The organism is Gaiella occulta (assembly GCF_003351045.1).
Lineage (GTDB): Bacteria > Actinomycetota > Thermoleophilia > Gaiellales > Gaiellaceae > Gaiella > Gaiella occulta.
This window is the reverse complement of the sequence record NZ_QQZY01000006.1, coordinates 119,187-143,502: the sequence shown is the minus strand read 5'-3', so window position 1 is coordinate 143,502 and position 24,316 is coordinate 119,187. Positions and strand designations below refer to the sequence as shown.

The 24,316-nt window shown below is 72.4% G+C and carries 35 protein-coding genes and 1 pseudogene; 27 read left to right on the top strand and 9 right to left on the bottom strand.

Going from position 1 to position 24,316, the window contains the following annotated elements; translation table 11 throughout:
- Positions 1-29: 29 nt before the first annotated feature.
- Both Gocc_RS12365 and mazG read left to right on the top strand, forming a co-directional pair.
- Complete coding sequence (locus Gocc_RS12365) at positions 30-1,034, top strand: peptidyl-prolyl cis-trans isomerase (protein WP_114796877.1); 1,005 nt, start codon at positions 30-32, stop codon at positions 1,032-1,034.
- A gap of 4 nt (positions 1,035-1,038) precedes the next feature.
- Positions 1,039-1,839 carry a nucleoside triphosphate pyrophosphohydrolase gene (mazG, locus tag Gocc_RS12360; RefSeq protein ID WP_114796876.1) on the top strand — a complete coding sequence of 267 codons (801 nt, stop codon included), beginning with the start codon at positions 1,039-1,041 and terminating at the stop codon, positions 1,837-1,839.
- A gap of 113 nt (positions 1,840-1,952) precedes the next feature.
- Here the strand turns inward: mazG and Gocc_RS12355 are convergent, their stop codons facing one another.
- Positions 1,953-2,312, bottom strand: a complete 360-nt coding sequence (locus tag Gocc_RS12355) for a MarR family winged helix-turn-helix transcriptional regulator (protein WP_220150603.1) — start codon at positions 2,310-2,312, stop codon at positions 1,953-1,955.
- Positions 2,313-2,472: 160 nt separating this feature from the next.
- Here Gocc_RS12355 and Gocc_RS12350 point away from each other — a divergent pair, with 160 nt between their 5' ends.
- From Gocc_RS12350 to Gocc_RS12305, 10 genes are all read left to right on the top strand, one after another.
- On the top strand, positions 2,473-2,913 hold the full coding sequence (locus Gocc_RS12350) for a cupin domain-containing protein (RefSeq protein WP_220150602.1): 441 nt from the start codon (positions 2,473-2,475) through the stop codon (positions 2,911-2,913).
- A 28-nt stretch (positions 2,914-2,941) separates the two neighbouring features.
- The gene (locus tag Gocc_RS12345) at positions 2,942-3,208 is read left to right on the top strand and encodes a hypothetical protein (protein WP_114796873.1); all 267 of its coding nucleotides are present in this window, start codon (positions 2,942-2,944) and stop codon (positions 3,206-3,208) included.
- 391 nt (positions 3,209-3,599) lie between these two features.
- On the top strand, positions 3,600-4,043 hold the full coding sequence (gene merB / locus Gocc_RS12340) for an organomercurial lyase (RefSeq protein WP_114796872.1): 444 nt from the start codon (positions 3,600-3,602) through the stop codon (positions 4,041-4,043).
- Between the two features lie 6 nt (positions 4,044-4,049).
- Entirely contained in the window at positions 4,050-4,259 is a 210-nt protein-coding gene (locus tag Gocc_RS12335) for a hypothetical protein (RefSeq protein ID WP_114796871.1), read from the top strand.
- Between the two features lie 103 nt (positions 4,260-4,362).
- A complete protein-coding gene (eno, locus tag Gocc_RS12330; protein ID WP_114796870.1) occupies positions 4,363-5,640 on the top strand; it encodes a phosphopyruvate hydratase in 1,278 nt (425 codons plus the stop codon).
- Between the two features lie 10 nt (positions 5,641-5,650).
- Positions 5,651-7,063 (top strand): pyruvate kinase, encoded by a 1,413-nt coding sequence (pyk, locus tag Gocc_RS12325; protein ID WP_181813650.1) that lies wholly within the window; start codon positions 5,651-5,653, stop codon positions 7,061-7,063.
- 459 nt (positions 7,064-7,522) lie between these two features.
- Entirely contained in the window at positions 7,523-7,831 is a 309-nt protein-coding gene (locus Gocc_RS12320; RefSeq protein ID WP_114796868.1) for an FtsB family cell division protein, read from the top strand.
- A 38-nt stretch (positions 7,832-7,869) separates the two neighbouring features.
- The gene (locus Gocc_RS12315) at positions 7,870-8,382 is read left to right on the top strand and encodes a DUF501 domain-containing protein (protein WP_114796867.1); all 513 of its coding nucleotides are present in this window, start codon (positions 7,870-7,872) and stop codon (positions 8,380-8,382) included.
- A complete protein-coding gene (locus Gocc_RS12310) occupies positions 8,379-8,693 on the top strand; it encodes a hypothetical protein (RefSeq protein ID WP_114796866.1) in 315 nt (104 codons plus the stop codon). The genes Gocc_RS12315 and Gocc_RS12310 overlap by 4 nt, the downstream gene beginning before the upstream one ends.
- Positions 8,690-8,905, top strand: a complete 216-nt coding sequence (locus Gocc_RS12305) for a hypothetical protein (RefSeq protein WP_147281293.1) — start codon at positions 8,690-8,692, stop codon at positions 8,903-8,905. The genes Gocc_RS12310 and Gocc_RS12305 overlap by 4 nt, the downstream gene beginning before the upstream one ends.
- A gap of 2 nt (positions 8,906-8,907) precedes the next feature.
- Here the strand turns inward: Gocc_RS12305 and Gocc_RS12300 are convergent, their stop codons facing one another.
- Complete coding sequence (locus Gocc_RS12300) at positions 8,908-9,354, bottom strand: hypothetical protein (protein WP_147281292.1); 447 nt, start codon at positions 9,352-9,354, stop codon at positions 8,908-8,910.
- Between the two features lie 56 nt (positions 9,355-9,410).
- Between Gocc_RS12300 and Gocc_RS12295 the strand changes: the two genes are divergently transcribed.
- The 9 genes from Gocc_RS12295 (at position 9,411) to Gocc_RS12255 (ending at position 14,748) form a co-directional block, all read left to right on the top strand.
- The gene (locus Gocc_RS12295; RefSeq protein ID WP_114796863.1) at positions 9,411-9,644 is read left to right on the top strand and encodes a hypothetical protein; all 234 of its coding nucleotides are present in this window, start codon (positions 9,411-9,413) and stop codon (positions 9,642-9,644) included.
- A gap of 59 nt (positions 9,645-9,703) precedes the next feature.
- Positions 9,704-10,399, top strand: a complete 696-nt coding sequence (locus Gocc_RS12290; RefSeq protein ID WP_181813649.1) for a TIGR01906 family membrane protein — start codon at positions 9,704-9,706, stop codon at positions 10,397-10,399.
- Positions 10,348-11,187, top strand: a complete 840-nt coding sequence (locus Gocc_RS12285; RefSeq protein WP_114796861.1) for a glycerophosphodiester phosphodiesterase — start codon at positions 10,348-10,350, stop codon at positions 11,185-11,187. The genes Gocc_RS12290 and Gocc_RS12285 overlap by 52 nt, the downstream gene beginning before the upstream one ends.
- The gene (locus Gocc_RS12280) at positions 11,184-12,263 is read left to right on the top strand and encodes a L,D-transpeptidase family protein (RefSeq protein WP_181813648.1); all 1,080 of its coding nucleotides are present in this window, start codon (positions 11,184-11,186) and stop codon (positions 12,261-12,263) included. Before Gocc_RS12285 ends, Gocc_RS12280 begins: the two co-directional genes overlap by 4 nt.
- The gene (locus Gocc_RS12275; protein ID WP_114796859.1) at positions 12,260-12,832 is read left to right on the top strand and encodes a TlpA disulfide reductase family protein; all 573 of its coding nucleotides are present in this window, start codon (positions 12,260-12,262) and stop codon (positions 12,830-12,832) included. Before Gocc_RS12280 ends, Gocc_RS12275 begins: the two co-directional genes overlap by 4 nt.
- Complete coding sequence (locus Gocc_RS12270) at positions 12,829-13,284, top strand: cytochrome c-type biogenesis protein (RefSeq protein WP_114796858.1); 456 nt, start codon at positions 12,829-12,831, stop codon at positions 13,282-13,284. The genes Gocc_RS12275 and Gocc_RS12270 overlap by 4 nt, the downstream gene beginning before the upstream one ends.
- Before the next feature lie 7 nt (positions 13,285-13,291).
- On the top strand, positions 13,292-14,014 hold the full coding sequence (locus Gocc_RS12265; protein ID WP_114796857.1) for a cytochrome c biogenesis CcdA family protein: 723 nt from the start codon (positions 13,292-13,294) through the stop codon (positions 14,012-14,014).
- Positions 14,015-14,061: 47 nt separating this feature from the next.
- Positions 14,062-14,370: a hypothetical protein gene (locus Gocc_RS12260; protein ID WP_114796856.1), complete on the top strand. Its 309-nt coding sequence runs from the start codon at positions 14,062-14,064 to the stop codon at positions 14,368-14,370.
- A gap of 72 nt (positions 14,371-14,442) precedes the next feature.
- On the top strand, positions 14,443-14,748 hold the full coding sequence (locus tag Gocc_RS12255; RefSeq protein ID WP_114796855.1) for a 4Fe-4S dicluster domain-containing protein: 306 nt from the start codon (positions 14,443-14,445) through the stop codon (positions 14,746-14,748).
- Positions 14,749-14,767: 19 nt separating this feature from the next.
- Here Gocc_RS12255 and Gocc_RS12250 read toward each other — a convergent pair whose 3' ends face one another.
- On the bottom strand, positions 14,768-15,400 hold the full coding sequence (locus Gocc_RS12250; RefSeq protein ID WP_114796854.1) for a sensor histidine kinase: 633 nt from the start codon (positions 15,398-15,400) through the stop codon (positions 14,768-14,770).
- Complete coding sequence (locus Gocc_RS12245) at positions 15,397-16,026, bottom strand: response regulator (protein ID WP_114796853.1); 630 nt, start codon at positions 16,024-16,026, stop codon at positions 15,397-15,399. The genes Gocc_RS12250 and Gocc_RS12245 overlap by 4 nt, the downstream gene beginning before the upstream one ends.
- Before the next feature lie 202 nt (positions 16,027-16,228).
- Between Gocc_RS12245 and Gocc_RS12240 the strand changes: the two genes are divergently transcribed.
- Complete coding sequence (locus tag Gocc_RS12240; protein WP_114796852.1) at positions 16,229-17,092, top strand: transposase; 864 nt, start codon at positions 16,229-16,231, stop codon at positions 17,090-17,092.
- 35 nt (positions 17,093-17,127) lie between these two features.
- Here Gocc_RS12240 and Gocc_RS12235 read toward each other — a convergent pair whose 3' ends face one another.
- From Gocc_RS12235 to Gocc_RS12220, 5 genes are all read right to left on the bottom strand, one after another.
- Positions 17,128-17,580, bottom strand: a complete 453-nt coding sequence (locus Gocc_RS12235; protein ID WP_114796851.1) for an IS1096 element passenger TnpR family protein — start codon at positions 17,578-17,580, stop codon at positions 17,128-17,130.
- Between the two features lie 47 nt (positions 17,581-17,627).
- Positions 17,628-18,362 carry a substrate-binding periplasmic protein gene (locus Gocc_RS12230; protein WP_114796850.1) on the bottom strand — a complete coding sequence of 245 codons (735 nt, stop codon included), beginning with the start codon at positions 18,360-18,362 and terminating at the stop codon, positions 17,628-17,630.
- A gap of 205 nt (positions 18,363-18,567) precedes the next feature.
- Positions 18,568-18,717 carry a hypothetical protein gene (locus Gocc_RS16305; protein WP_181813647.1) on the bottom strand — a complete coding sequence of 50 codons (150 nt, stop codon included), beginning with the start codon at positions 18,715-18,717 and terminating at the stop codon, positions 18,568-18,570.
- A gap of 423 nt (positions 18,718-19,140) precedes the next feature.
- Complete coding sequence (locus Gocc_RS12225; RefSeq protein WP_114796849.1) at positions 19,141-20,460, bottom strand: type II toxin-antitoxin system HipA family toxin; 1,320 nt, start codon at positions 20,458-20,460, stop codon at positions 19,141-19,143.
- 3 nt (positions 20,461-20,463) lie between these two features.
- Entirely contained in the window at positions 20,464-20,700 is a 237-nt protein-coding gene (locus Gocc_RS12220) for a helix-turn-helix domain-containing protein (RefSeq protein WP_220150601.1), read from the bottom strand.
- A 159-nt stretch (positions 20,701-20,859) separates the two neighbouring features.
- Between Gocc_RS12220 and Gocc_RS16300 the strand changes: the two genes are divergently transcribed.
- The 5 genes and pseudogenes from Gocc_RS16300 (at position 20,860) to Gocc_RS12200 (ending at position 24,297) form a co-directional block, all read left to right on the top strand.
- A complete protein-coding gene (locus Gocc_RS16300) occupies positions 20,860-21,009 on the top strand; it encodes a hypothetical protein (protein WP_181813646.1) in 150 nt (49 codons plus the stop codon).
- 37 nt (positions 21,010-21,046) lie between these two features.
- Positions 21,047-22,030, top strand: a pseudogene (locus Gocc_RS12215) (sugar phosphate isomerase/epimerase family protein); the annotation flags it as partial.
- A gap of 292 nt (positions 22,031-22,322) precedes the next feature.
- Positions 22,323-23,420: a hypothetical protein gene (locus tag Gocc_RS12210; RefSeq protein ID WP_114796846.1), complete on the top strand. Its 1,098-nt coding sequence runs from the start codon at positions 22,323-22,325 to the stop codon at positions 23,418-23,420.
- Between the two features lie 99 nt (positions 23,421-23,519).
- Positions 23,520-23,840, top strand: coding sequence for an ArsR/SmtB family transcription factor (locus tag Gocc_RS12205; RefSeq protein ID WP_114796845.1), 321 nt, complete (start codon positions 23,520-23,522; stop codon positions 23,838-23,840).
- A complete protein-coding gene (locus Gocc_RS12200) occupies positions 23,824-24,297 on the top strand; it encodes an SRPBCC family protein (protein WP_114796844.1) in 474 nt (157 codons plus the stop codon). The genes Gocc_RS12205 and Gocc_RS12200 overlap by 17 nt, the downstream gene beginning before the upstream one ends.
- Positions 24,298-24,316 lie beyond the last annotated feature (19 nt).

Genomic DNA, 24,316 nt, shown 5'->3' with positions numbered 1-24,316 from the left:
CCGTCCCGCGCACAGGAAAGCCACTCTCCATGAAGCCGATTCGCATCGCCCTTCCGCTCCTCGTCGCCGCCGCCGTGCTCGTCGCCGCAGGCTGTGGCGGCAGCGACAACAAGGTCCCGAAGGACGCCGTCGCGGTCGTCGACGGCACCGTCATCAGCAAGGCTGACCTGGAAGCGCTGATCGGCCGTGCGAAGAAGTCGTACACCTCCCAGAAGCGGGCCTTCCCGAAGGCCGGCACGGCCGAGTACCAGTCGCTGCAGACCCAGGCCGTCGCGTTCCTGGTTCAGCGCGCCGAGTACCAGAAGGAGGCCGCCAAGATGAAGCTCGCGGTCACCGACAAGGAGATCGAGGCGCGGATCGACCAGGTGCGCAAGCAGTACTTCGGGGGCGATCAGAAGAAGCTCGACAAGCAGCTCGCCGAGCAGGGCTACACGTTCCAGGCGTTCCGCGACGACATCGACGCCCAGCTCATCTCCGAGAAGCTCTACGACGAGGTCACGAAGGACGCGGTCGTCAGCGACGCCGACATCGTCAAGTACTACAACGAGAACAAGCGGCAGTACGCGGTGCCGGAGAGCCGCGAGGTGCGCCACATCCTCGTGAAGACGAAAGCCGAAGCCGACAGGATCTACAACCAGCTCAGGGCCGGCGGCGACTTCGCCGCGCTCGCCAGGAAGTACTCGCTCGACCCCGGCTCGAAGAGCCAGGGCGGCAGGCTCACGATCTCGCGCGGCCAGACCGTGGCTCCGTTCGACTCGACCGCGTTCCTGCTCTCGAAGAACCAGATCTCGCGCCCGGTCAAGACCCAGTTCGGCTACCACGTGATCCAGCCGATCTCCGACGTCAAGCCCGGCACGACGACGCCGTTGAAGGACGTCAGGGCGCAGATCAGGAGCCAGCTCGAGCAGACGAAGAAGAGCGAGTCGATCCAGAAGTGGGCGGCCGACACGAAGAAGGCGTACGACTCGAAGGTCGCGTACGCGACGGGCTTCGCCCCGCCCGCGGCCGCGACCGACACGACGACGACCGGCTAGCCGCATGGCGCTCGCCGAGGCGCTGATCGAGCTGCAGGAGCTGACGCGGCGCCTCCGTCGTGAGTGCCCGTGGGACCGCGAGCAGACGGCGCGCACGATCGTGCCACACACCGTCGAGGAGGCGTACGAGGTCGCCGACGCGGCCAACGACGGCGATCCCGCCAAGCTGCGCGACGAGCTCGGCGACCTGCTCTTCCAGACCTACTTCCTGGCGCTGCTGCTCGAGGAGCAGGGCGACGGCGACCTCGAGCAGGTCGCCCGCGCCGTGCACGCCAAGCTCGTGCGCAGGCATCCTCACGTGTTCGGCGACGCCGAGGCCGCCAGCGCCGGGCGGGTGCGCGAGCGCTGGGAGGAGATCAAGACCGAGCAGGAGGGCCGCGAGGGCGTCTTCCACGACGTCCCGGAGGCGCTCCCCGCCCTGCTGCGCGCGCGCAAGCTGCAGCGCCGCGCCGCTGCGGTCGGCTTCGACTGGCCCGACCTCGACGGGCCGCTCGCGAAGGTGCGCGAGGAGCTCGCGGAGCTCGAGCTGGAGCTCGACCGCAGCGGCCGCCCGGCCGCCGAGACCGAGCCCGACGCCGCCGTGTTCGCGGAGATCGGCGACCTGCTCTTCGCCGCCGTCAACCTCGCCCGCCTCGTGAACGTCGACCCCGAGCTCGCGCTCCGCGGCACGAACCGGCGCTTCGTCGAGCGCGTCGAGCTGGCCGAGCGCCTCGCCGCCGAGGCGGGGGAGACGTGGAGCGAGCTCGCCCTCGACGCCCAGGAGGCCTGGTACATACGCGCCAAGGAGCGGCTCCTGCACCCGTAGGGGCCGGGGGCAACGCGCCCGCTCCCGGACGGACCGCCCGCCGCCGCGAGAGCACGCTCGCGGCGGCGACCGTTCGCTCTCGCGGTGCCGCCGTCCGCGCGCATCCGTGGACGTCAGGAGAGCTCGTTGAGCTCGAGCAGCAGGGCGCGCAACTGGGCGAACCGCTTCGGGCCGATCTCCTGGGCCCACTCGCGCTCGGTATCGCCAACGGCCTCGCGGATCACTCTCACCGCCGAGTGGCCGCGTCGCGTCAGGACGATTCGTCTCGATCGCATGTCCTCCGGATCGGGGCGCCGTTCGGTATACCCGCGGCGCTCGAGGTCCCTCAGCAGGTAGTTCAGCGCCTGCTTGCTGATGCGCAGCCGCGCGGCCAGGTCGGAAGGCCGCATGCCTTGGGGTCCCGGATACTGGAGGACGTTCAGGTGCGCAGCGTCGAGGTCGTCGAAGCCGCGCTCGTGGAGGCGTTCGAGCATCCGCCGCCGCACCGTCTCCCAGGGAATCCGTAGGAGCGCGCCGATGAGCGGTGGGCCGGGCGACGCCGCCCCGACCGACGTGGTAAAAGAACTTGACGATCTCTGGCCCGTCATATAACGTCAAGTTACTTTACCACCTTGACGAACGGGACGGATGCAGATGTCGCCGACAACGCGTGAAGAGATCAGGATCGGGCCGGTCGCGATCAGGTTCCTCGTCGAGGGCGATGCCTCGGGAGGGACCGTGGCGGTCTTCGAGTGCGACGTTCCGGCTGGCGCGAAGGTGCCGGTCGCCCACAGCCACGACGGCTACGAGGAGACGATCTACGGCCTCCACGGCGTGCTTACCTGGACGATCGAGGGCGCGCCCGTCGATGTCGGGCCCGGCGAGGTCGTCTGCATCCGCCGCGGCGCTGTCCACCGCTTCGACAACAACGGCGACGGCGACGCCACCGTGCTTGCGATCGTCAGCCCCGGTGTCCTCGGTCCGGGCTACTTCCGGGATGTCGCCGCGGTCGTGCACGCCGCGGCCGGCGGCCCTCCCGATCCCACCGATATCGCCGTCGTCATGCGGCGCCACGGCCTCACCGCTGTGCCCTGACAGCTACCCCTCCGAGAAAGGACGACCCATGCCCGTGATCGTGACGTCCCGCATCCCCGGCTTGCCAGGCGAAGCCTACGACGAGACCGCCGCCCACCTGGCCGGCCCCCTCCGCGGCGCCGACGGCTTCATCGCCCATGCGGCAACCGCCGACGCCGACGGCGTCACCGTCACCGAGCTCTGGGAGGCGGAGGGAGACTGGAGCCGGTTCTTCGAGACACACGTCAAGCCGAGCCTGCCCGCAACTCTGCCTCCGCCGACCGTCGTCGAGATCCGAAACACGATCCTTCGCTGACACCGACGGCCTGTACCCGGTCTCCCGGCTCGAGCGGTCGCGCCGCGTGCGCTTCCGGCGTTGGAGAGGCCGGCGGGTGGCCGCGGCGAGCATGCCGGCAAGAAGCGGACGCTCGGGGCGCCGGTCGCCGGAGAAGCGCATTGGCCTCCTGGAGGCGGGGCTTCGCGATGAGCTGCGGGACGATGCCCTGCGCGGCTGGGAAGAAGAACGCCTGCGCCAGGCCATTCGCGGCGGCGAGCGCAGCGTCGGGTCGAGATAGCGTCGTCTGCCGGGCATCTCGCCGTCAGCCGCACGGCGTCGTGACCGGAGAGCGGGCATCACCGTCCGGCCCCGCGCCGGCGAGCGCCCGGCGACCTGGACGCCGGGCGCGTCCCGTGAGAGTGTCGTCGCCGTGGACGAGCGAGACGTCGAGCTGCGGTCGCTGACCTACCGTCTATTCGTCGAGCGCGGTCGCGCGCCGGCGGCCGCCGACGTCGCGCAGGAGGCCGGCGTCTCGGTCGACGAGATCCTGTCCGGCTGGCGGCGCCTGCACGACCAGCACGCGCTCGTCCTCGACGCCGCCTCGTCGGAGATCCTGATGGCCAATCCGTTCTCGGCCGTCCCGACGGCCTTTCGCGTCGAGGCGGACGGCCGCTCGTGGTTTGCGAACTGCGCCTGGGACGCGTTCGGGATCTGCGCAGCGCTCCACGTCGACGGCCGCATCGAGACGGCATGCCCCGACTGCGGCGAGCCGGTGACCGTGGAGGTGCGCAACCAGCGTCCGCACGACGAGACGCTGCTCTTCCACGTCCTCGTCCCCGCCGCTCGCTGGTGGGACGACATCGTCTTCACGTGAAGCACGATGAACCTCTTCCGGTCGGAGGAGCACATCGCACGTTGGCTCGACGGGCGCGAGCCCGGAGCGACGATCCCGGTGACGACGCTGAGCGCGCTCGCGCACGGCTGGTGGAGCGACCGACTCCCTCCCGAGTGGCGGCCGCATACGCGCGAGCAGAACCAGGCGATCCTCGACCGGCTCGGCCTCGGCGGCCCCTTCTGGCGCCTGCCCTGACGGCAGGACGAGACGGACCGGCACGCGCTCCCCGCCACCTCGGCGCGCCCCACCGGCCGCCTGCGGCCGGGTCGACCTCGGCCTCGCCCTTACAATGCCCGCGATGACGACGATCGTCCACGTCCACGGCCGCCAGGTGCTCGACTCGCGCGGCAATCCCACCGTCGAGGTCGAGGTCGGCCTCGACTCCGGCGCCTTCGCGTCCGCGGCGGTCCCGTCCGGCGCGTCCACGGGCGAGCACGAGGCCGTCGAGCTGCGCGACGGCGGCGAGGCGTGGGGCGGCAAGGCCGTCGCGCGCGCGGTCGACCACGTCAACGGCGAGATCGCGGACCGCATCACGGGTCTCGACGCGCGCGACCAGCGGGCCGTCGACCTCGCGATGATCGAGATCGACGGCACTGCGACGAAGGCGCGGCTCGGCGCCAACGCGATCCTCGGCGCCTCCCTGGCCACCGCCAAGGCGGCCGCCGCCGACGCCGGGGTGCCGCTCTACCGCTGGATCGGCGGCGCCAACGCGCACGTGCTGCCCGTACCGTTGATGAACGTCGTCAACGGCGGCGCGCACGCGCAGAACTCGCTCGACTTCCAGGAGTTCATGCTCGTCCCCGGCGGCGCCGAGACGTTCTCCGAGGCGCTCCGCATCGGAGTCGAGACCTACCACGCGCTCGAGGCGCTGCTGAAGGAGCGCGGCCTCTCGACGAGCGTCGGCGACGAGGGGGGCTTCGCGCCCGATCTCGGCTCCGCCTACGACGCGTGCGCCGCGATTCTCGATGCGGCCGAGCGCGCAGGGCACCGCGACAAGGTCGCGATCGCGCTCGACCCGGCGACGAGCGAGCTCTTCCACGACGGCGCCTACGTGCTCGAGCGCCAGGGCGGCACGCTCGACGGCAACGGCATGATCGACCTCTGGGCCGACCTCGCCGACCGGTTTCCCATCGTCTCGATCGAGGACGGACTCGCCGAGAACGACTGGGCCACCTGGCAGACGCTCACCGACCGCCTCGGCGGCCGCCTCCAGCTCGTCGGCGACGACCTCTTCGTGACCAACGTCGAGTTCCTGCGCCGCGGCATCGCCGAGAAGGTCGGCAACGCGATCCTCGTCAAGGTGAACCAGATCGGCTCGCTCAGCGAGACGCTCGACACGATCGAGCTCGCCCAGCGCAACGGGTACGCGACGATCATCTCCCACCGCTCCGGCGAGACCGAGGACGCCACGATCGCCGACCTCGCCGTGGCGACCAACAGCGGCCAGATCAAGACGGGGGCGCCGGCTCGCTCCGACCGCACGGCCAAGTACAACCAGCTCCTGCGGATCGAGGATCAGCTCGGCGCGCAGGCCGCATTCCCCGGGTGGGACGCCTTCCCGCGGGCCCGCAGCTAGCGTGGCGCTCGTGACCGGGCACATTCGCAGGACGAAGATCGTGGCGACGATCGGCCCGGCCTCCTCGAGCCCGGAGATGATCGCCGCGCTCATCGCCGCCGGCATGGACGGCGCCCGCCTCAACATGTCGCACGGCTCCCACGACGACCACGCGCGCAGCGCGAAGCTCGTCCGCGACGCCGAGATCGCCTCGGGCCGCCCCATCGCGCTCATCGCCGACCTGCAGGGCCCGAAGCTGCGCGTCGGCGACCTCGAGCAGCCGGTGACGCTCGAGCGTGGCGACACCGTCGTCATCGCCGGCGAGGACGCCGCACGCGAGGGCGACCTGCCGGTCAGCCCCGCCGTGCTCGGATCCGTGCTCCAGGTCGGAAACGACGTGCTCATCGACGACGGCCACGTGAAGCTGCGCGTCCAGAGAGTCGAGCGCGCCCGCGCCCGCTGCGAGGTGACGGCGGGCGGCGTCGTCTCCTCCCACAAGGGAGTCAACCTGCCGGGCGTGCCGCTTCCCATCCCGTCGCTCACGCGCAAGGACCTCGACGACCTCGAGTTCGCCCTCGAGCTCGGCGTCGACTTCGTCGCCCTCTCCTTCGTGCGCTCCGCGTCCGACGTGAAGGCGCTGCGGACGCTGATCGAGGCGCGCGGCTCCTCCGCGTACGTGATCGCCAAGATCGAGAAGGCCGAGGCGATCGCCTCCCTCGACGACATCCTCGCCGAGTCCCACGCCGTCATGGTCGCCCGCGGCGACCTCGGCGTCGAGATCGGCGCCGCCGAGGTGCCGCTGCTGCAGAAGCGCATCATCGCGCGGGCGCTCGAGCGCGGGAAGCCCGTCATCACCGCCACGCAGATGCTCGAGTCGATGATCCACCAGCCCGAGCCGACGCGCGCCGAAGCGTCCGATGTCGCGAACGCCGTCCTCGACGGCACCTCCGCCGTCATGCTCTCGGGCGAGACCGCCGTCGGCGAGTTCCCGACCGAGGCGGTGCAGGTGATGAGCCAGATCGCGTGCGCCGTCGAGCCGAGCCTCGGCTACCGCCACGAGATCCCGCACGCCGACGACGAGCCGACGATCGGCCAGGCCATGTCCAACGCCGCCTGCGACATCGCCGAGGCACTCGCCGCCACTGCCATCCTCGTCCCGACGTTCTCGGGCAAGACGGCGTCCGCCGTCGCCCGCCTGCGCCCGCGCCGCCCCATCGTCGCCATCACCCACCACGTCCACTCCCTTCGCCACATGGCGCTCGAGTGGGGTGTGACGCCACTCGAGATCCCCGTCACCAACGACGTCGAGGACCTGTGGACGCGCTCGCTCGACGCCGCCCGCACGAGCGGCATCGTCGCGGCCGGCGACCGCGTCGTCATCACCGCCGGCACCGCGGTCAACATCCCCGGGTCTACGAACGTCATCAAGGTCGACATCGCCTGACGCCGCCGAGCGCGGCCCCTCCCGGCCGGCGGAGCCGGCCTCCGGGGCCGCTCGCGCCGCTGCGGCCGCTCTGGTCGGGGGCCCGTGCTTTCGCACTGTTCCCCCTCCCGACGCAGCCGCAGCGACGCGTCGGAGACGTCAGGAACCTGACCCCGCCGAGCGCGGCCCCTCCCGGCCGGCGGAGCCGGCCTCCGGGGGCGCTCGCGCCGCTGCGGCCGCTCTGGTCGGGGGCCCGTGCTTTCGCACTGTTCCCCCTCCCGACGCAGCCGCAGCGACGCGTCGGAGACGTCAGGAACCTGACCCCGCCGAGCGCGGCCCCTCCCGGCCGGCGGAGCCGGCCTCCGGGGCCGCTCGCGCCGGGCACGTGGGAGGGCAGACGGCCCGCGCGGCGAAGCTGGCACGGTGGCACGCACCCGCACGGGGGAGAGATCGCGCAGGAGCGCGAGCAGAGCTGCTGCCGTGGCGCGCCGCCGGCGCCGCGTCCGGCTGCTGCTGCCGCTCGCACTGCTCGTCCTGATGGGGTTCCTCTACTTCCGCCCGCTCGCCACCTACTTCGAGACCCGCGGCCGGCTCGCGCAGCGGCAGGCCGAGGTGGCGGCGCTGCGCGCCCAGAAGGCGCGTCTCGAGCGGCGACTTGCCCGCACCACGAGCGGCGAGGCGCTCGCGCGGGACGCGCGCAGCATGGGCTACGTCAGGCCCGGCGAGCAGCTGTTCATCGTCAAGGGAATCGATGCCTGGCGCAAGCAGCACGCCGCCGCGAACCCCTGATTTCCTTCGGGCGGCGCCGCGTCGATAGCGTGTCGGCGATGGACGACCGTGACGCCGTCACCCGCCAGCTCGGCCGTGCTCCGCGCGCGTTCCGGCGCGTCGCCGCCCGCTGCCCGTGGGGACTCCCGGCCGTCACCGAGCAGGAGCCCTACGACGACGAGGGCGCTCCCTTCCCCACCACGTACTACCTCACCTGCCGGCACCTGGTCGCCGCCGTCTCGCGCATCGAGGCTGCCGGCGGCGTCGAGCGCTGGAGCGCCGCGGCGGCCGCGGACGCCCGGCTCGCCTCCGACCTCGCGCGCGCCACGAACGAGCAGCGGCGGATCCGCCGCGCGCTCGCCCGCGGCAGGGAGGGCTCGGACGGCGGCGCCTCCCTCGACTCCGGCATCGCAGGCTCGCGCAACCCGGCGCGGCTGAAGTGCCTGCACGCGCACGTCGCCTACGCCCTCGCCAACCCCGGCTACCTCGTCGGCGAGCGCGTCCTCGCCGAGATCACGCGGCGGTGGCCGGACGGCGGCTGCTGTACGGCCGAAGGGCAGCGGGCGTCGTGAGCGTCGGCGTCGACAGCGCCCGCAGCGACTGGGAGGACGGCCACCGCCGACTCGTCGCGGCAGCCCGCGACCCCGTCGCGGCCGACCGGCTGCAGCGCCAGCTCGAGGTCGTGCTCGCGGAGCTGCGCCGCCGGGTCGGCGGCACGTTCACGGTCGCCGAGCTCGCCGCCGCCTACCCCGGGTCGGAGCGCTGGGCGCGGCTCGCGATCGAGGAGCAGGCCGCGACTCCCGGCTGGGCGCGATCGCTGGCGATGGTCGGCGACGCCGCCTTCCACCTCTACGCCCGCGGCGCCGTGGACTACGCGCCGTGAGCGGCGTCGAGCAGCCGAGTATGCGGCGGCGCTCGCGGCGGCGCAGCCCCTGGCCGTCCCGGCTGGCGCTCGCCGCCGTCCTGCTGCTCGTGTTCGCGGTCGGTGTCGCGCTCGGCCGGGCACTCGGCGACGGCCCGCCGCGCGGCACGACTGCCACCTACGTGCGCACGCTCGAGCCGCTGCCGCAGCAGCCCGCGACGACGGGTCCGTAGCGCTACAGCTCTTCGGACGCCTGCAGCAGGCCCGCGACGATGACGCCGATCGCCGCCGCCAGGCTGATCCAGATGCCGATCCCGCGTCCGGCGAAGAAGAAGTCGTCGGGGATCGAGACCGCGCGCACGAGAACGAAGATGGTGGCCACGGAGCCGAGCGCGATCGTGAGCAGGCTCTCCGGCACCGCGGCCGGCGGGGTGATGCCGACCTCGCGCAGCGCCACCGCCAGCACCACGGCGACGCCGAGGAAGAAGACGAGCTTGCCGAGCGTGCCGGTGTGCCAGCCGATCACGGAAACCGTCACACCCTCGCCCTTGCCGCTGTACCAGCCGGTGAAGGCCGACACCGCGAGCACGATGCCGGCGAGGAGGCCGAGGCGGTCGCCCAGGCCGAACAGGCCGCGCTCGAGCGCTGCGTCGTCGGGCGTTCCTCTCGCTGGAAGAGCCATCGCGCCCACAGTATGGAGCATCGCGGCGGCACGAGCCACGCCCTTACACTTCCCGCGTGGCACGGAACGCGCAGCGGGCGGCGGGGGACGACGCGCCGCCGGTCGACCCCGACGCGGTACGAGACGCCTACCGCCTGCACCGGGCGCGCCGCAGGGCGCGCATCGAGCAGCGCCGGCGCTCGAAGCGCGCCGGCATCCGCTTCTGGCTCGTTCTCGTCGTCCTGCTCGCCCTGAGCGTCGCCCTGGGGGTTACGATCTGGCGTGAAGTCCAGCAGCTCTTCGGGCTCTAGATGATCGACTCTCGGTCGTCGCGCTGATGCGGAGTCGATCGTCGCGCTCGCGGGCCGTCGTGCTCCTCGCCCTCACGGTGGCAATCGCCGTCGCGGTGCCGCCCGTGCTCGTCGTCAACGGATTCAGGGTGCTCGCGCACGACTGGTTCGTGCGCTTCGAATACGGACGCGGCGGCTTTCCGCCCGACCGCTACGGGCTCGACACGGAGCAGCGCACGGCGCTCGCGCTCACCGGCCTGCGTTCGATCCAGCCGCGATCGGAGGGTGTCGAGCTCCTGCGCCGAGCGGTGCTCCCCGACGGCAGCGCCGCCTTCGGCGAGCGGGAGGTCCGGCACATGGCGGACGTGCGCAGGCTGTTCACGGCGGCGCTGCGGGCGCAGCTCGCCGTGCTCGCCGCGCTGGTCGTGCTGGCGGCCGCTCTCGGCCGCTCGCGTACGGCGCGCGCCGTCGTGCCGCGTGGCCTGCTCGCCGGCGCGCTCGCCACGCTGCTCGTGGCGCTCCTCGCCGTGCCCGTGATCGTGCTCGGCTTCGACGGCTTCTTCCTGCGCTTCCACGAGATCTTCTTCACGGGCGACACGTGGCGGTTCTCGTACAGCGACACGCTGCTGCGGCTCTATCCCGAGCTGTTCTGGCAGCACACGGCGCAGCTCGCCGCGGCCCTCACCGTCGGGCAGGCGCTCGTCGTGGCGGGCGTCTCCTGGTGGTGGCTCGCGCGGCTACGGCGCCGGCGGCCGCGCTCGGCCCGGCGCGCATGATCGCGCTTGGCAGGCGCGAGGACGGGCGGGTTCTCCGCATCGGCCACCGTGGCGCGGCGGCGCTCGCGCCCGAGAACACGCTGCGCTCGTTCCGGGCCGCCCTCGAGGCGGGGGTCGACCTGATCGAGTTCGACGTGCTCGATCTGCCGCGCGGCCCGCTGGTGCTCGCCCACTCCGACCGCCTCGACGAGGTCAGCCACGGCGCGGCCGCGGGCCGCGTCCGCGACCGCACGCTCGAGGAGCTGCGCGAGGTCGCGCCGGAGCTGCCCACGCTCGACGAGGCCTTCGCCTTCTTCGCCGACGAGGCGCCGGACGTCGGCCTGCACGTCGACCTCAAGCTGCGGCTGCGGCTCGACGAGCTCGCCGACGCCGTCATCCGCCACGGGCTCGCGTCGCGTACCGTCGTGAGCGGCGTCCACGTGCCCAGCCTCGCCGCCGTCGCGCGCCGCGCAGCCGGCGTCCGCGTCGGGATCACGTACCCCGACGATCGCATGTCGATCTCGCATCGGCCCTACCTGTGGCCGGTCGTGTCGCTCGGGCTGACCACCATGCGCGCGTTCGTGCCGTTGCGCATCGAGCGGCTCGCGCGGCGTGCGGGCGCGGCGGCAGTGATGCTCCAGCACCGGCTCGTGACCCCTGCGGCGGTCACGCGCGCCCATGCCGCGGGGCTGCCGGTGCTCGCGTGGACGGTGGACGAGCCGGCCGATCTGCTCCGCGTCGTCGCCGCGGGCGTCGACGGGGTGATCAGCAACGACCCGCGGATCTTCGCGGCTACACTCGGATCGTGACCCGCGGGCTGAAGATCGCCGTCTTCTCGACCAGTGGGGCGGCGGGGTTCCTGTGCGCAGCGCTGCTCGCGCTCGTGCCCGCCGCGGGGGCCGACGAGGGGACGACCGGCGGCACGACGACCGACACCGTCACGACGGCCCCGTCGACCGGCGCGACCACCACCGCGCCGCCGCCGGTCGCCCAGCCGAAGACGATCGCCGCCGGGGTCACCGTGGGCGGAGCGCTCGTCGGCGGCCTCGCGCCCGCGCAGGCACGCGCGATCCTGCGGCAGCGGTTCGCCCGCCCGCTCACGCTCGTCGCGGGCCCGGGGGCCCGCATCACGATCGCGCCGCAACGGCTCGGCGCCTCCGCGCGCCTGGACGAGGCCCTCGCGCTCGCCGCGCGCGTGAAGCGGCCCGGCTTCGTCGTGCCGCTTCAGGTCGACGTCGACCGCGCACGCGTGGAGCGGTTCGTCGCCCGGCTCGGCGCGCGGTTCCGCCGCGACCCCGTCGATGCGGAGCTGAAGCTGCGCAACCTCGTTCCGTTCGCGACGAAGGACGTTCCCGGCCGGCGCCTCAAGGAGCTGATCGCGGCGCGGGAGATCGTCAAGGCGCTGAAGACGCACGCGCGCGACCCGCTGACGCTGCCGTTCGAGCAGATCGCCCCCGCCGTCTCGAGCGACGACCTCGGCCGGGCGATCGTGATCCGGCGCGGCTCCAACCGGCTCTTCTTCTACGAGGTCGCGCGCCGCTCGAAGCTGATTCGCGCCTTCAAGGTCGCGACCGGGCTCGCGCAGTACCCGACGCCGCTCGGCCGCTTCGAGGTCATCGACAAGCAGCGTTACCCATGGTGGTATCCGCCGGTCGGATCGGACTGGGCGAAGGACGCGAAGCCGATCCCGCCCGGGCCCGGCAACCCGCTCGGCACACGCTGGATGGGCCTGTCTGCCCCGTACGTCGGCATCCACGGCACGCCCGACGCCGCCTCCGTCGGGTACTCGGCCTCGCACGGGTGCATCCGCATGCTGATCCCGCAGGCCGAGTGGCTCTTCTCCCGGGTGAGCATCGGCACGCCGGTGATCGTCGTCGCCGCATGAGCGGCCGCGCCCGCATGGCCGGGCAGGCCGCGGCGCTCGCCGCCGTCGTTGCGCTGCTCGCGCTGCTCGTCTGGAAGGTGGCGTTCGGGAGCGGCGACGGTGCGGCCGGGCAGCTTGCCCGCGGGGACAACCCTGTCGCCCCGCCGTTCGCGCTGCCGCGGATCGACGCCGCCGGAGGCACGTTGTCGCTCCCGGCGCTGCGCGGCAAGGCGGTGGTCGTGAACTTCTGGGCCTCCTGGTGCATCCCGTGCAAGGACGAGGCGCCGGCGCTGCAGGCGACGTACGTGCGCTACCGCGACCAGGGTCTCGTCATCGTCGGCGTCGACGCGCAGGACTTCCGCCAGGACGCTCGCCGGTTCATGAAGCGCTACGGCGTCACCTATCCCGTCGTCTACGACGGCTCGGGTTCGACGCTCGGCGCGTGGGGGGTGACGGGGTTCCCGGAGACGTTCTTCGTCGACCGGCAGGGACGGCTCGTCGGCGAGCGCATCCAGGGCGGCATCGACACCGATCGCAACAAGGACGCCTTCGCGCAGGGCGTCGCGCTCGCCCTCGGCACGGCGAGATGATCGGCCGCGTCGCACTCCTCCTCGCCCTGGCGGCCGTGCTCGCCGCGCCGGCGCTCGCAGGCGGGCGTCCGAGCCAGGCCGACCTCGAGGGCGAGATCGTGTGCCCGACGTGCAGGACGACCCTCGACCAGTCGACGGCGCCGATCGCCACCCGCATGAAGGCCTTCATCCGCGCGCGCATCGCCGCCGGCGACAGCGCCGCGGAGATCAAGGCGCAGCTCGTCGACCAGTTCGGTCCCGGCGTGCTCGCCGAGCCGCCGAAGCGGGGGTTCGACCTGCTCGCCTGGCTGCTCCCGATCGGCGGCGTCGCCGTCGGGGCGGTCACGGTCGGCGTGCTCGCCTGGGGCTGGAGCAGGCGGCGCGAAGGAGACGACGACCCGGGCGGCGGCCCGCCCCTCGACTCGGAGCTCGAGCGCCGCCTCGACGAAGAGCTCGCGCGCTTCGACGGGTGACGCTCGCGTGGGCCTGACGGAGCTCCCGGTCGCGCTGCTCGCCGGCTTCGTGTCGTTCCTCGCCCCGTGCGTGCTCCCGCTCGTGCCCGGCTACCTCTCCGCCGTCTCCGCGGTCGAGGCCGACCGGCTGGGCGAGCGCGGCTCGGCCAGGCGCGTCGTGCTGGCGAGCATTCCGTTCGTGCTCGGCTTCACCGCCGTCTTCGTCGCCCTCGGCGTCGGCGCCCAGCTCGTCGGTGCCGGCCTCTTCCGCGACCAGTTCCTGCTCGAGCGCGTCGCCGGGTTCGTGCTCGTCGTGTTCGGTCTCGCCTTCATGGGGCTGCTGCCGTGGCCCGAGCGGCTCGTCGGGGCGGGGCTCGTGCAGGGGGCGCGCAGCCGGGGCTCGCGGCTTGCCCTCGGCGGCGCCTTCGCCGTCTGCGCCGCGCCGTGCATCGGCCCGGTGCTCGCGGCGATCCTCGTCCTCGCAGGCTCGTCCGACACCGCGGCGCAGGGCGCCCTGCTGCTCGCCGTCTACTCGCTCGGGGTGGCGATCCCGTTCGTGCTCGCGGGCGCCCTGTTCACGCGGACGATGGGCGCCTTCCGCTGGATTCGCAGCCACTACGTCGCGATCCAGCTCGTGAGCGGCGCGATCATGGTCGCGCTCGGGCTGCTGCTGTTCTTCGGGCGCTTCTACGTCCTCCGTGTCTACCTCAACCGCTTCCTCGAGCGGTTCGGCCTCGAGCCGGTCTTCTGAACGGCCCCGCCGCTGAGCCGTCCTCGTCTGCTGCTAGCGTCATCCGGGTGGCGACGATCCTTCTGGTGGGGGTCGATCTGTTCTTCCGCGGGAAGCTGGAGGGCCTGTTGCCCGCCCATCGTCTCGTCACGAAGGACTCGGCCGATCCGCCCGACCTGGTCATCTGCGACATCGCGCGCGTCGACCCGCTCGATGTCGCGGAGTCGTGGCCGGACGTGCCCATCCTCGGCTACACGAACCACACCGACACGGCCGGGCTTCGTGCCGGGCACGCCGCCGGCTTCGACCAGGTGATCGTCAAGTCGGCTCTCGTCGAGCGCGCTCCCGAGCTCGTGCTCGAGCTGATAGCCCGTTGAGCGGCGCGGGTCGGCGCTCGCAACGGTTCCCTCGAAGCGCACCCGAGCCGTCCGGGTAGAGTTGCCGGGACGATGACCTACATCATTTCCGAGCCCTGCATCGACATCAAGGACAAGTCCTGCATCGACGTCTGCCCGGTCGACTGCATCCACGAGTTCGACCGGATGCTCGTGATCGACCCGGAGGAGTGCATCGACTGCGGGGCCTGCGAGCCCGAGTGCCCGGTCGAGGCGATCTTCCCGGAGGACGCGCTTCCGGACAAGTGGCAGCCCTTCGTGAAGATCAACTACGCGTTCCCCGAGGGCGCCGCGGTGATCAACGCGCTCGTCGAGCAGTACGCCACCGAGCACGACGTCCACAACGAGCCGCCCGAGTAGGGCCGGGGCGGGCGCCGCGTCAGCGCCGGGCCGCCGTGGGCGGTAGCCGCACGGCGATCCACGTGCCCGTCTCGGTCGTCGACGAAGAGAACGCGCCGTTGAGCTCGGCGGCGCGGGCTGCGAGGCCGTCGAGCACCGCCTGCCGGCGCTCCTGGGCGCCGTCGTCGCCGACGCGCAGCTCGACCCCGGCGGGCGTCTCCGTCACCGACACCGACACCCGCGTCGGCGGCCCGCGCCGCAGCGCCTGGTCGAGCGCCTCGCGGACGATCTGGTAGAGCGCCGACCGCGCTCCTTCGCCGAGCCGGTCGCCGGCCTGCACGTCGAGCTCGATCGCGATGCCGCGCCGCGCCGCCAGCCGCGCCGTCAGCTCGCCGACGGCGGCGGCGAACCCTTCGCGCCGCAGCGCCTCCGGCTCGATGCTCGAGACGATCTCCCGCAGGTCGACGCTCGCCTCGCGCGACACCTCGAGCGCGCGCGCGGCGATGCGGTCGGCCGCCTCGCCGTCTCCGGCGGCGAGCGCCTGCCGGGCGGCGTCGAGCATCTGCGCGAGCGCGGCGAGCTGCTGCACGGGCCCGTCGTGGATCAGCTCGCCGAGCCGCCTGCGCTCGTCGCGCTCGGCCCGCAGCCGCTCCGCCGCGCCGTCGTCGCTCAATCGATCATCGCCTCACGGAGCGCGATCGCCACCGCCTGCGTGCGGGTTTCGGCTTCGAGCTTCGTGAGGATGTGGCGGACGTGGCTCTTCACCGTCTCCGGGGAGATGAACAGCTGCGTGGCGACGTCGGCGTTCGACATGCCCTCGGCGAGGAGCTGCAGGATCTCGCGCTCCCGATGCGTGAGCACATCGCTGCCGTCCTTGCCCACGGTGAGCGACGACATCAGCGCCGGGTCGACAAACGTCTCGCCCGCCGCCACCTTCTCGATCGCGCGCAGCAGCGTCTCGTGCGAGGCCTCCTTGAGGATGTACCCGCGCGCCCCGGATTCGAGGCCGCGCTGCAAGAGCGCCCGTTCCGAGTAGGCGGTGAAGATCAGCACCTTCGCGTCGGGGACGCGGCGCACGATCTCCTCCGTCGCCTCGATGCCGTCCATCTCGGGCATGCGCAGATCCATGATCACGACGTCGGGCCGCCGCCGCTCCGCGAGCGTGACCGCCGTCTCCCCGTCGGGGGCCTCGCCGACGACGCGGATGTGCGGCGAGCGCAGCAGCGCGAGCCGCAGCCCCTCGCGCACGACCTCGTGGTCGTCCGCAAGGAGGACGGTGATCTCGCGCGTCTCGCTCACGCGGGCGATTCTACGGGCGGCGGGGGACGGCGGCCGCCCTGCCGGGTCGAGGAACGCCGTCGGCGTCGCGAGCGAAGCCGCGAGAAAGTCCGGGGTCAGGTCTTCTTCGTTCCACTCGCCTGTTCCCGTTGCGTCTGTGTGCCGGGTTCGTGACGATCCGTCCCCATCCGTAGATTGTTGTCTGTTTAGGCGCTAGGTTCGGGTGGTGGTGCGTCCTCCGAGGATCGAACTGGCTGGTGGTGTCTTCCATGTCGTTGTGCGCGGGAACGAGCGCGCGCTGGTGTTTCGGGATGATCGCGATCGGGAGCGGTTCCTCGAGATCCTGGGGGAGGTGGCTGTCCGGTATCGCTGGCGGGTGCTTGCGTACTGCCTGATGGGGAATCACTTCCATCTGCTCGTGATGACGTTGGAGCCGACGCTGGCGCGGGGGATGCGGCAGCTGAACGGGGTGTATGCGCAGTGGTTCAACCGTCGTCATCGGCGGGTGGGGCATCTGTTCCAGGGTCGCTACAAGGCGGTGTCGGTACAGACGGACGCGCATTTGCGGCGCACGGTGCGGTACGTGGTCAGGAATCCGATCCGCGCTCGGCTCAGTAGCCGGCCGCAGCAGTGGCGTTGGACGAGCCACCACGCCACGGTTGGCAGCGCGGCGGCGGGGATCGTTGCCGTCGACGAACTGCTTGCCTGCTTCGCCGACGATCGAGCGGAGGCGTTGCGCTGCTACCGGGTGATGGTCGAGACGCTCGAGGAGCCTCCGCCTTCGCGCCATCCGCTCGTTGTCGGCGACGATGTCTTCGTCGCCGGGCGTCTCGCGTGCGTGCCGCGGGATCCCGAGTTCACCCGGGCGATGCTGCGACCGCCGCGACCGACACTCGACGATCTTGTGGGCGCGGCGGACGACAGCGAGGGGATCGTGATCGCGCACATCGAGCACGGCTACAGCTTGCGCGAGATTGCGACCCACATCGGCTGCTCGGTCACGACCGTCCACCGGCGTGTCCACGCCGGCGGCGACGGGGGGCGGAGCTCGGCGGCGCCGGCCGCGGGTGGAACGAAGAAGACCTGACCCCGCCCTCAGCTTGCGCCGGCTTCGTGTGGTCGTCAGTCGTCCTCGTCGAGGTCGGGGTACTGCGGCGGTGGGATCCCCTCCGCGTCGACGAGCATCGGGTACGCCGCGGCTGTCGCCGGCCAGGTGTCGACTACCTTCAGCGCGAGCCGCCACTCGTCGCCGAAGTCGAACACGTACGCCAACGTCGACCCCTTCTTCAGGCCGACCTCGCGGATCGGTGTGCGTGCGCTGAGCGCGTCCTTGCCCATCTCCTCGATCTCGAACGGCGCCGTGTAGTGGGGGACGTTCCGGTCCCAGAAGTTGCCGCCGACCCAGAACGAGTAGAGGTGCGGGTCGAACCAGCCGAAGGCGAGCCGCAACGCCTCGTGCAACTGCTCGAGCGTCTGGTCGTCGCGGATCGCGATCGTCCTGCTCACCCTGGTCGTGGGCGCAGGCGTCAAAGACGAGTAGGGGACGATGACTGCTTCGACCGCGAGCACGCGCACGGGTCAATCCTACGGACTGTCCTCGAGGCGTGCCTCGCGCCGCCGCGTCAGGCCGCCGGCAGCGGAAACGCGAGCCACGGCATCCAGCGCGACCAGGCCGCCTCGAGCGCGCCGTCGTCGATCGCCCCGGCGAGCGCCTCGTCGAGTGCCTCTCGCAGCGGATCGTCGCCCTTCCTCACCGCCACGCCCCAGCGGTTCCGTGTCGGCAGCGTGAAGGCGAGGCGCATGTCCGGCTCGGCGTCGAGCGGCACCATCACGACGTCGTCGTCGACGAAGCCGTCGACCTCGCCGGCGCGCAGCGCGCGGATCATGTCTGCGAAGACGTCGGCCGTGCCGGCGAACGAGACGAGCTCGACGTCGGGGAACGTCTCCGCGAGGCGCATGTTGGTGCTGCCGGCGATGGCGCCGATGCGCCTGCCGCGGAGGTCAGCCGGCGTCGAGGCCGGGTCGTCCGCCCGGACGACGACCGACTCGTCGAAGACCGCGTAGGGCCGTGTGAAGTCGGCGCGGGCGCGGCGCTCGTCGCTCATCCCCTGGCCGCACCAGATCGCGTCGACGCGGCCGTTCTCGAGCGCCGGGTAGAAGTCGCTCCACGCGAGGAAGCTCCACGCGACCTCGAGGCCCAGCCGCGCGGCGACGGCGGCGGCCGCGGCCGGCTCGTAGCCGTCCCTGCGTCCACGGGCATCCGCGCGGGAGAACAGCGGCGGGGCGTCGAGATCGACGCAGCCGAGCGTGAGCCGACCCGGGTCGACGAGCGACGGGAGCGACGCCTGGGCCGTCATGCGGAGAACGTAGCCTTTCCTCGGGCGGGTGCTCAGGGCGTGAGCGTTTGACCGGCGAGACCGATCCGCCCTGCGCGACCACCGTCCGCCGTCGCGTCCGTGACCGCGAAGGCCAGCCGCCGCCGGGACGGACTGCAACCCGGCGACCGTTGCGCGCCGCGCGAGGCGCGGGGCGCGGGGCGTGGAAGAGCCGAGCCCGGCCGCACTACGGGGACGAAGCCGGCTCCTGCCGGGCTGCGAGCTCGGCCTTGCCGCGCTCGATCCAGTACTGCAACTCGCGCTGGAGCTCCTCGCCCCGCGCCACCCAGGCGGCCCGCTCCTCAGGCGTCCGGAAGATCTTCCTCTTCTTCATCATCGTCCTCTTCCAGCGACGGCCGCCGGGATCCGGCGCACGTTCACGTCGATGTCGGCCGGCGCTCCCATCGTTGCGATTACTTCGCTACGGTAGATGCCCCCGCTCCTCCTCCGCCTCATCAGGGTGCCCTGAGTCGGGCGAAAGCGCAAGATGGCCGGAGTGGCCGCGGCTGAACGCGGTTCTCGGCCTCGCGAACCTTCGGCCGCGCGTCGCGGATAGCGCAGGCAGAATCGGGGTCAGCCTCGATTTCCGACGGCCGAGGCGGGCTACCACGGGCGTGTGATCGGAAGGTCCGCTGCGACCCGTTCGGGCATCGTTCCGATCCGCACCGCTTCGAGCCGGGGCGCGATCGTCCGCGAGAGAAGCGCGAAGTCGCGGTGAGCGCCGTCGATCGATCCTCCTGCCGGTTCCTGCGAGTCTCGCTCATCGCGTCCCATTCCGGCTCTTGCGGAAGCGCGGGATGGGGAAGGCCTGACCGTGGCCGAGGCGCAGCGCGCGCTGCTCGGCAACCCGGACGATGTCGTCGATCACCGCGTGATGCCAGCCTTCGTCCCGCGCGACCCCGCGGGCCGTGCGCGCGGCGTCCACCACCCGCTGCGCGTGCTCGCGCACGATCCCCACGATGCCGCCTCCGAGGCCCGCCTCGCGCGCCAGGCGCCGCCAGGCGCCGGCGTCGACGGCGTCGGGGTCGCGGGCGCCCCCGATCGCCATCGCGAGCTTGCGGCTCAGGCCCGGATAGACGTTCGTCGCGACGATGTCGTACGCCGGCGCCAGCCGCGCCGCATGCCCCGGCTCGAGCAAGAGGGCGACGTTCTTGCCGTGCGCGTCCGCGTTCCCGAGTAGCACGTTCGCGACCGTCAGCAGCACCAGGTCGTTGAGATCGCGGGCCAGGCCGGCAGCGCCGAGGCGGCGCAACAGGTCGACGACGGCGGCGAGCGACGGGCCGCCCTCCTGTTCGTACTTCGCCGCCGGAAGCACCCCGAGCGCCTGGCAGACGTCCTCCTGATGTATCCGCTCGACACGATCGTCAACGACCGCCCGGTCGAAGCGCTCCACGAGCAGGCGCGGCAGCGCCTCGACACGGATCACCTCGGCGGAGGCTGCGCGCAGGCCCGCCTCGGCGACGACTCTCAGGCAGAAGGCCTCGTTCTCGACCAGCCCCGCGTAGCGCTCGTCGCCCGGCTTGAGGATGTGCGTCGACGGGGCGCCGCCGGTCGGCTCGCCGATGCGACCATCGGCGCCCCGCACGACGACGAGCTTCTCCTGCACGCCCGCCAGGCTCAACCGCACCCGCCCCTCGGCGGCGTCGACGCCGAGCGGGCTCCGCGGCAGCTCCCGGATCCGGCGCGCCAGCGCGTCCTCGTCGAGCCACTCGACACCCTGGTCGCCGCCCGCCGGCACCTCACCCTCCGGGACGACCGCGACCGCGCCCGCGCAATCGGCGCCGAGCCGCTCCAGCAGACCGAAGCCGTTCGCCTCGCTGAGCCCGAAGCCGCGTGCGATCGTCCCGCGCGCCGACCCCTCCGGCAGCAATCCCTCGAAGAACGGCTTCGTCGCGGCGCTCGGGTAGCGCTCGGCCCTCACGGGCAGGGACGCCGAGAGGAGGAGCGCCCCCTCGCCGTGGCGTTCGACGGTCTCCGGCGTGTACGAGAAGCGGTAGCGCTCGGGCCCGATCCGATCGAGCCGGCCGACGAGCTCGCCGCGCAGCCACACATCGAGACGGCTCGCCGGAGCGGCAGGCATGGCCTAGCCCCTTCCGCTCGGCGTCCGGTCGACGACGTCGAGTGCGAGGCCGAGTGCGCCGAGAACGCGCAGCAGACCGTCCAGGCGCGTCGTCGCCTTGCCCGCTTCGATCGTGTGCACGAGCCTCGTGCTGACGCCGGCCGCGAGCGCCAGCTCGTCCTGGCGCAGGCCCGCCCGCGCTCGCGCCACACGGACGCGCGAGCCGATCGATCGAGCGGTCTCCGCGGGAGTGGGATGCATGATCATGCATTATCGGCGTCGTGGTCGTAGTATGCAAGCGCGAATGTACGATCGCGCATCTTCAGTCGCCGACCGTTCGACGCAGAGCTGATATGCATGATCGTGCATTCGGACTGTCGAGCCGGGAACGGAGCGCCGTGACCTGCAGGACTGCGCCGTGTGCGTCGTGTCCTCGACGCCTCCACCGTCGACTTCCCGCTCGCGCGGCTGCGCGGCCGCGACGGGACGGCAGCCGCCGGCGCCGCCGGCCCCGCTCGGACCCTGGCGCACGTCGCGGCGCCGCAACTGTGCGAGCATGCCGAGCGGTAGCGCACCTGCATCCGATGCCACGCCCAGGGGAGCCGAGATGGCACGACCCGTAACCCTCTTCACCGGCCAGTGGGCCGACCTGCCGATCGCCGACCTCGCCGCGAAGCTCTCCGCCTGGGGCTTCGACGGCGTCGAGCTCGCCTGCTGGGGCGACCACTTCGAGGTCGACAGGCCGCTCGCCGATCCCGGCTACGTCAAGGCGCGCGGCGCGTTGCTCGAGCGGCACGGGCTCGGCTGCTGGGCGATCGGCGCTCATCTCGTCGGCCAGGCCGTCGCCGACCCGATCGACGCGCGCCACCAGGCGATCCTGCCGCCCGAGGTGTGGGGCGACGGCGACCCGGAGGGTGTCCGCGCCCGGGCTGCGGAGCGGATGAAGGACACGGCGCGCGCCGCGGCCGCCCTCGGAGTCACCGTCGTCAACGGCTTCACCGGCTCGCCCGTCTGGCACATGCTCTACTCGTTCCCGCCGAACGACTTCGAGGCGATCGCGCGCGGCTACGAGGAGTTCGCGGAGCGCTGGGGGCCGATCATCGACGTGTTCGACGAGGAGGGCGTGCGCTTCGGCCTCGAGGTGCACCCGACGGAGATCGCCTACGACTTCGTGACGACGCGCAAGGCGCTCGAGGCGATCGGCCGCCGGCCCGGGTTCGGGATCAACCTCGACCCGAGCCACTTCGCGCACCAGTTCCTCGACACGGCCGCGTTCGCGATCGAGTTCGCCGACCGGATCTACCACGTGCACGTGAAGGACTCGCGCCGCTCCCTCGACGGGCGCAGCTCGATCCTCGGCGGGCACCTCGACTTCGGCGAGCCGCAGCGCGGCTGGGACTTCGTCTCGCCCGGCCACGGCGACGTCGACGTCGAGGCGCTCTTCCGCGCGTTGAACCGGATCGGCTACTCCGGGCCGCTCTCGATCGAGTGGGAGGACTCCGGCATGGACCGCGAGTGGGGTGCGCAGGATGCCCTCGCCTTCGTGCGCCGCACCGACTTCGCGCCGTCCGCCGTCGCCTTCGACGCGGCGATGCAGAGGGAGACGTGGAGCGCATCTCTCGGGCTGCCGCCCCGTCGGCGGGGCGTGACGGGCGCGCCCTGCGCGGAGCCCTCGCCGGAGGCGCGTCCACTCGACGATCCCCTCGTCTTCGGCGCCCTTCCATTACACGGTCGCCACCGCGAGGCCACGCACACGTCCCGTCTGTCCTCCGGCGAGCCGTTGCCGGCGTCGAACCCGTCCTCGGCGCCTTCGACCTCGCGCACGACCGCGGCGGCCCCGGGCGGGCCGTAAGCCCACCCGCGCGCAGCGGTGACTGAGGGACATGAGAGCACTTCTCCAGATCTTCGCCTCCTCGCTCGTCGTCGCCGTGTTCTCTGTCCTGCCGGGGCGGGCTGCCGCGGGCTACGGCGTGCAGCCCGACGGCCAGTCTCTCCCCGTCACCGTCAACGTGATCGGGACCGTCGCCACGCCCGCGACGCTCGACTTCGTCGTCTACCTCGACGGGCTCGACCGCGACCCGTACGTGTGGGTCTCGGACAGCCTGCAGATGGACGGCTACGGGCTGCCGCTCGGCCGCCTCGTCGGCTCGTGCGCGCCATACGAGTTGATCCCATTCGGCGAGCCGGGCAAGTGGGTGTGCCGCGAGAGCACGATCCTCATGCAGCCCGGTCGCACGTACTACTGGTGGCTCGACTTCCGCCGCCTCGATACCGGCGACTACGCCGGGCAGCAGCGCGTCTCCGGGCCGTTCTCGTTCACGCTCGTGCCGCAGGCGCCGCCCGTCGAGCCACCGCCCGTCGCGCCGCCGCCCGAGGTCGACACGACGAGCGCCGTCTCGACGAAGACCGTCCTCTCCGCCGCGACGCTGCCGAGCGAGGACGCCTTCAACGGCACCGTCTCGGTCAAGCAGACGACGCTGACCCGGCTCCTCTACGGCACGATGAAGAGCCTCGTCACCCCGCGGACGCTCGCGATCGCCTGCTGGACCCAGCCCGACTGGGAATCCGTGCTCGCGGCCGAGGGAGACCAGCCGTCCCCCGGCAGCTCGACCGTGCTCGGCTTCTGGAAGCCCGCCCTGCCGCGCTGGCTGCACCTCGCGCCCGCGACGTGCGGCCCGGTGCAGGAGCTGCTCGATTCGGGCGTCGCGACCGGGAAGCGAGCAGCGGCGCTCGCGACCGTGCTGCACGAGGCGATGCACGCCTACGGCATCGACGGCGAGGCGCGGGCGAACTGCTTCGCCGTGCAGCTCGTCCCCTTCGCCGGCCGCAAGCTCGGCATGAGCACGACGCGCGCCGCCTACCTCGGCCGGCTCGCCGTCCGCTACGTGCGCGGCCACGCGCCCGCAGGCTACTGGAACTTCACGAGCTGCCGCGACGGGGGCCGCTGGGACATCGACCCTGCTCGCCCCAACCTGGGCTGACAGCGAGAGGACAGGTACAGCGAAACGCCTCCTCGCCACGTGGGCCGTCAGGGCCGGCGTCAGTTGACGCTAACGTAAGAACATGCTTACATAGAGTGCGTGGAGGCCGCGCTGAAAGCGATTGCCGAGCCCCGCCGTCGCGCGATCCTGCGCCTCGTGTGGGACGCCGAGCGCTCGGCGGGCGAGATCGCGTCGCACTTCGACGTGACGCGGCCCGCCATCTCCCAGCATCTGACCGTCCTCAAGGAGGCCGGGCTCGTGAGCGAGCGGCGCAACGGGACGAGGCGCCTGTACCGGGCGCGACCCGAGGGGCTCGCCGGCGTGCGGGCGTTCCTCGACGAGTTCTGGGAAGACCGCCTCGAGGCGCTGAAACGGGAAGCCGAGCGAGAGGAGAACAAGGAGCATGGAAAGCGCCCCTGAGGCGACCGCGGTCGTGCGCGAGATCACGATCGCCGCGCGCCCCGAGACCGTGTGGGAGTTCCTCGTCGACCCGCGCAAGGCCGAGCGCTGGATGGGTATCCGCGCTGCGTTCGACCCGCGGCCCGGCGGGGCGTACGAGGTCGAGGTGCTGCCCGGGCACACGGCGAGCGGCACGTTCGTCGAGGTCGACCCGCCCCGGCGCCTCGTCTACAGCTGGGGCTGGGAGCCGGGCGGGGACGGCGCTCCCGCGTCGGTGCCGCCGGGCTCCTCGACGGTCGAGATCGAGCTCGTGCCGGACGGCGCCGGCACCCGCCTGCGCCTCACCCACGGAGACCTGCCGAGCGCCGAGGCCGCCACCTCGCACGCCCACGGCTGGGATCACTACCTGGGGCGCCTCGTCGCCGCGGCAAGCGGCGGCGACCCCGGGCGCGACCCCTGGCTCGACGGAGTCAGCTAACGCAACGGAAGGGAGCAGG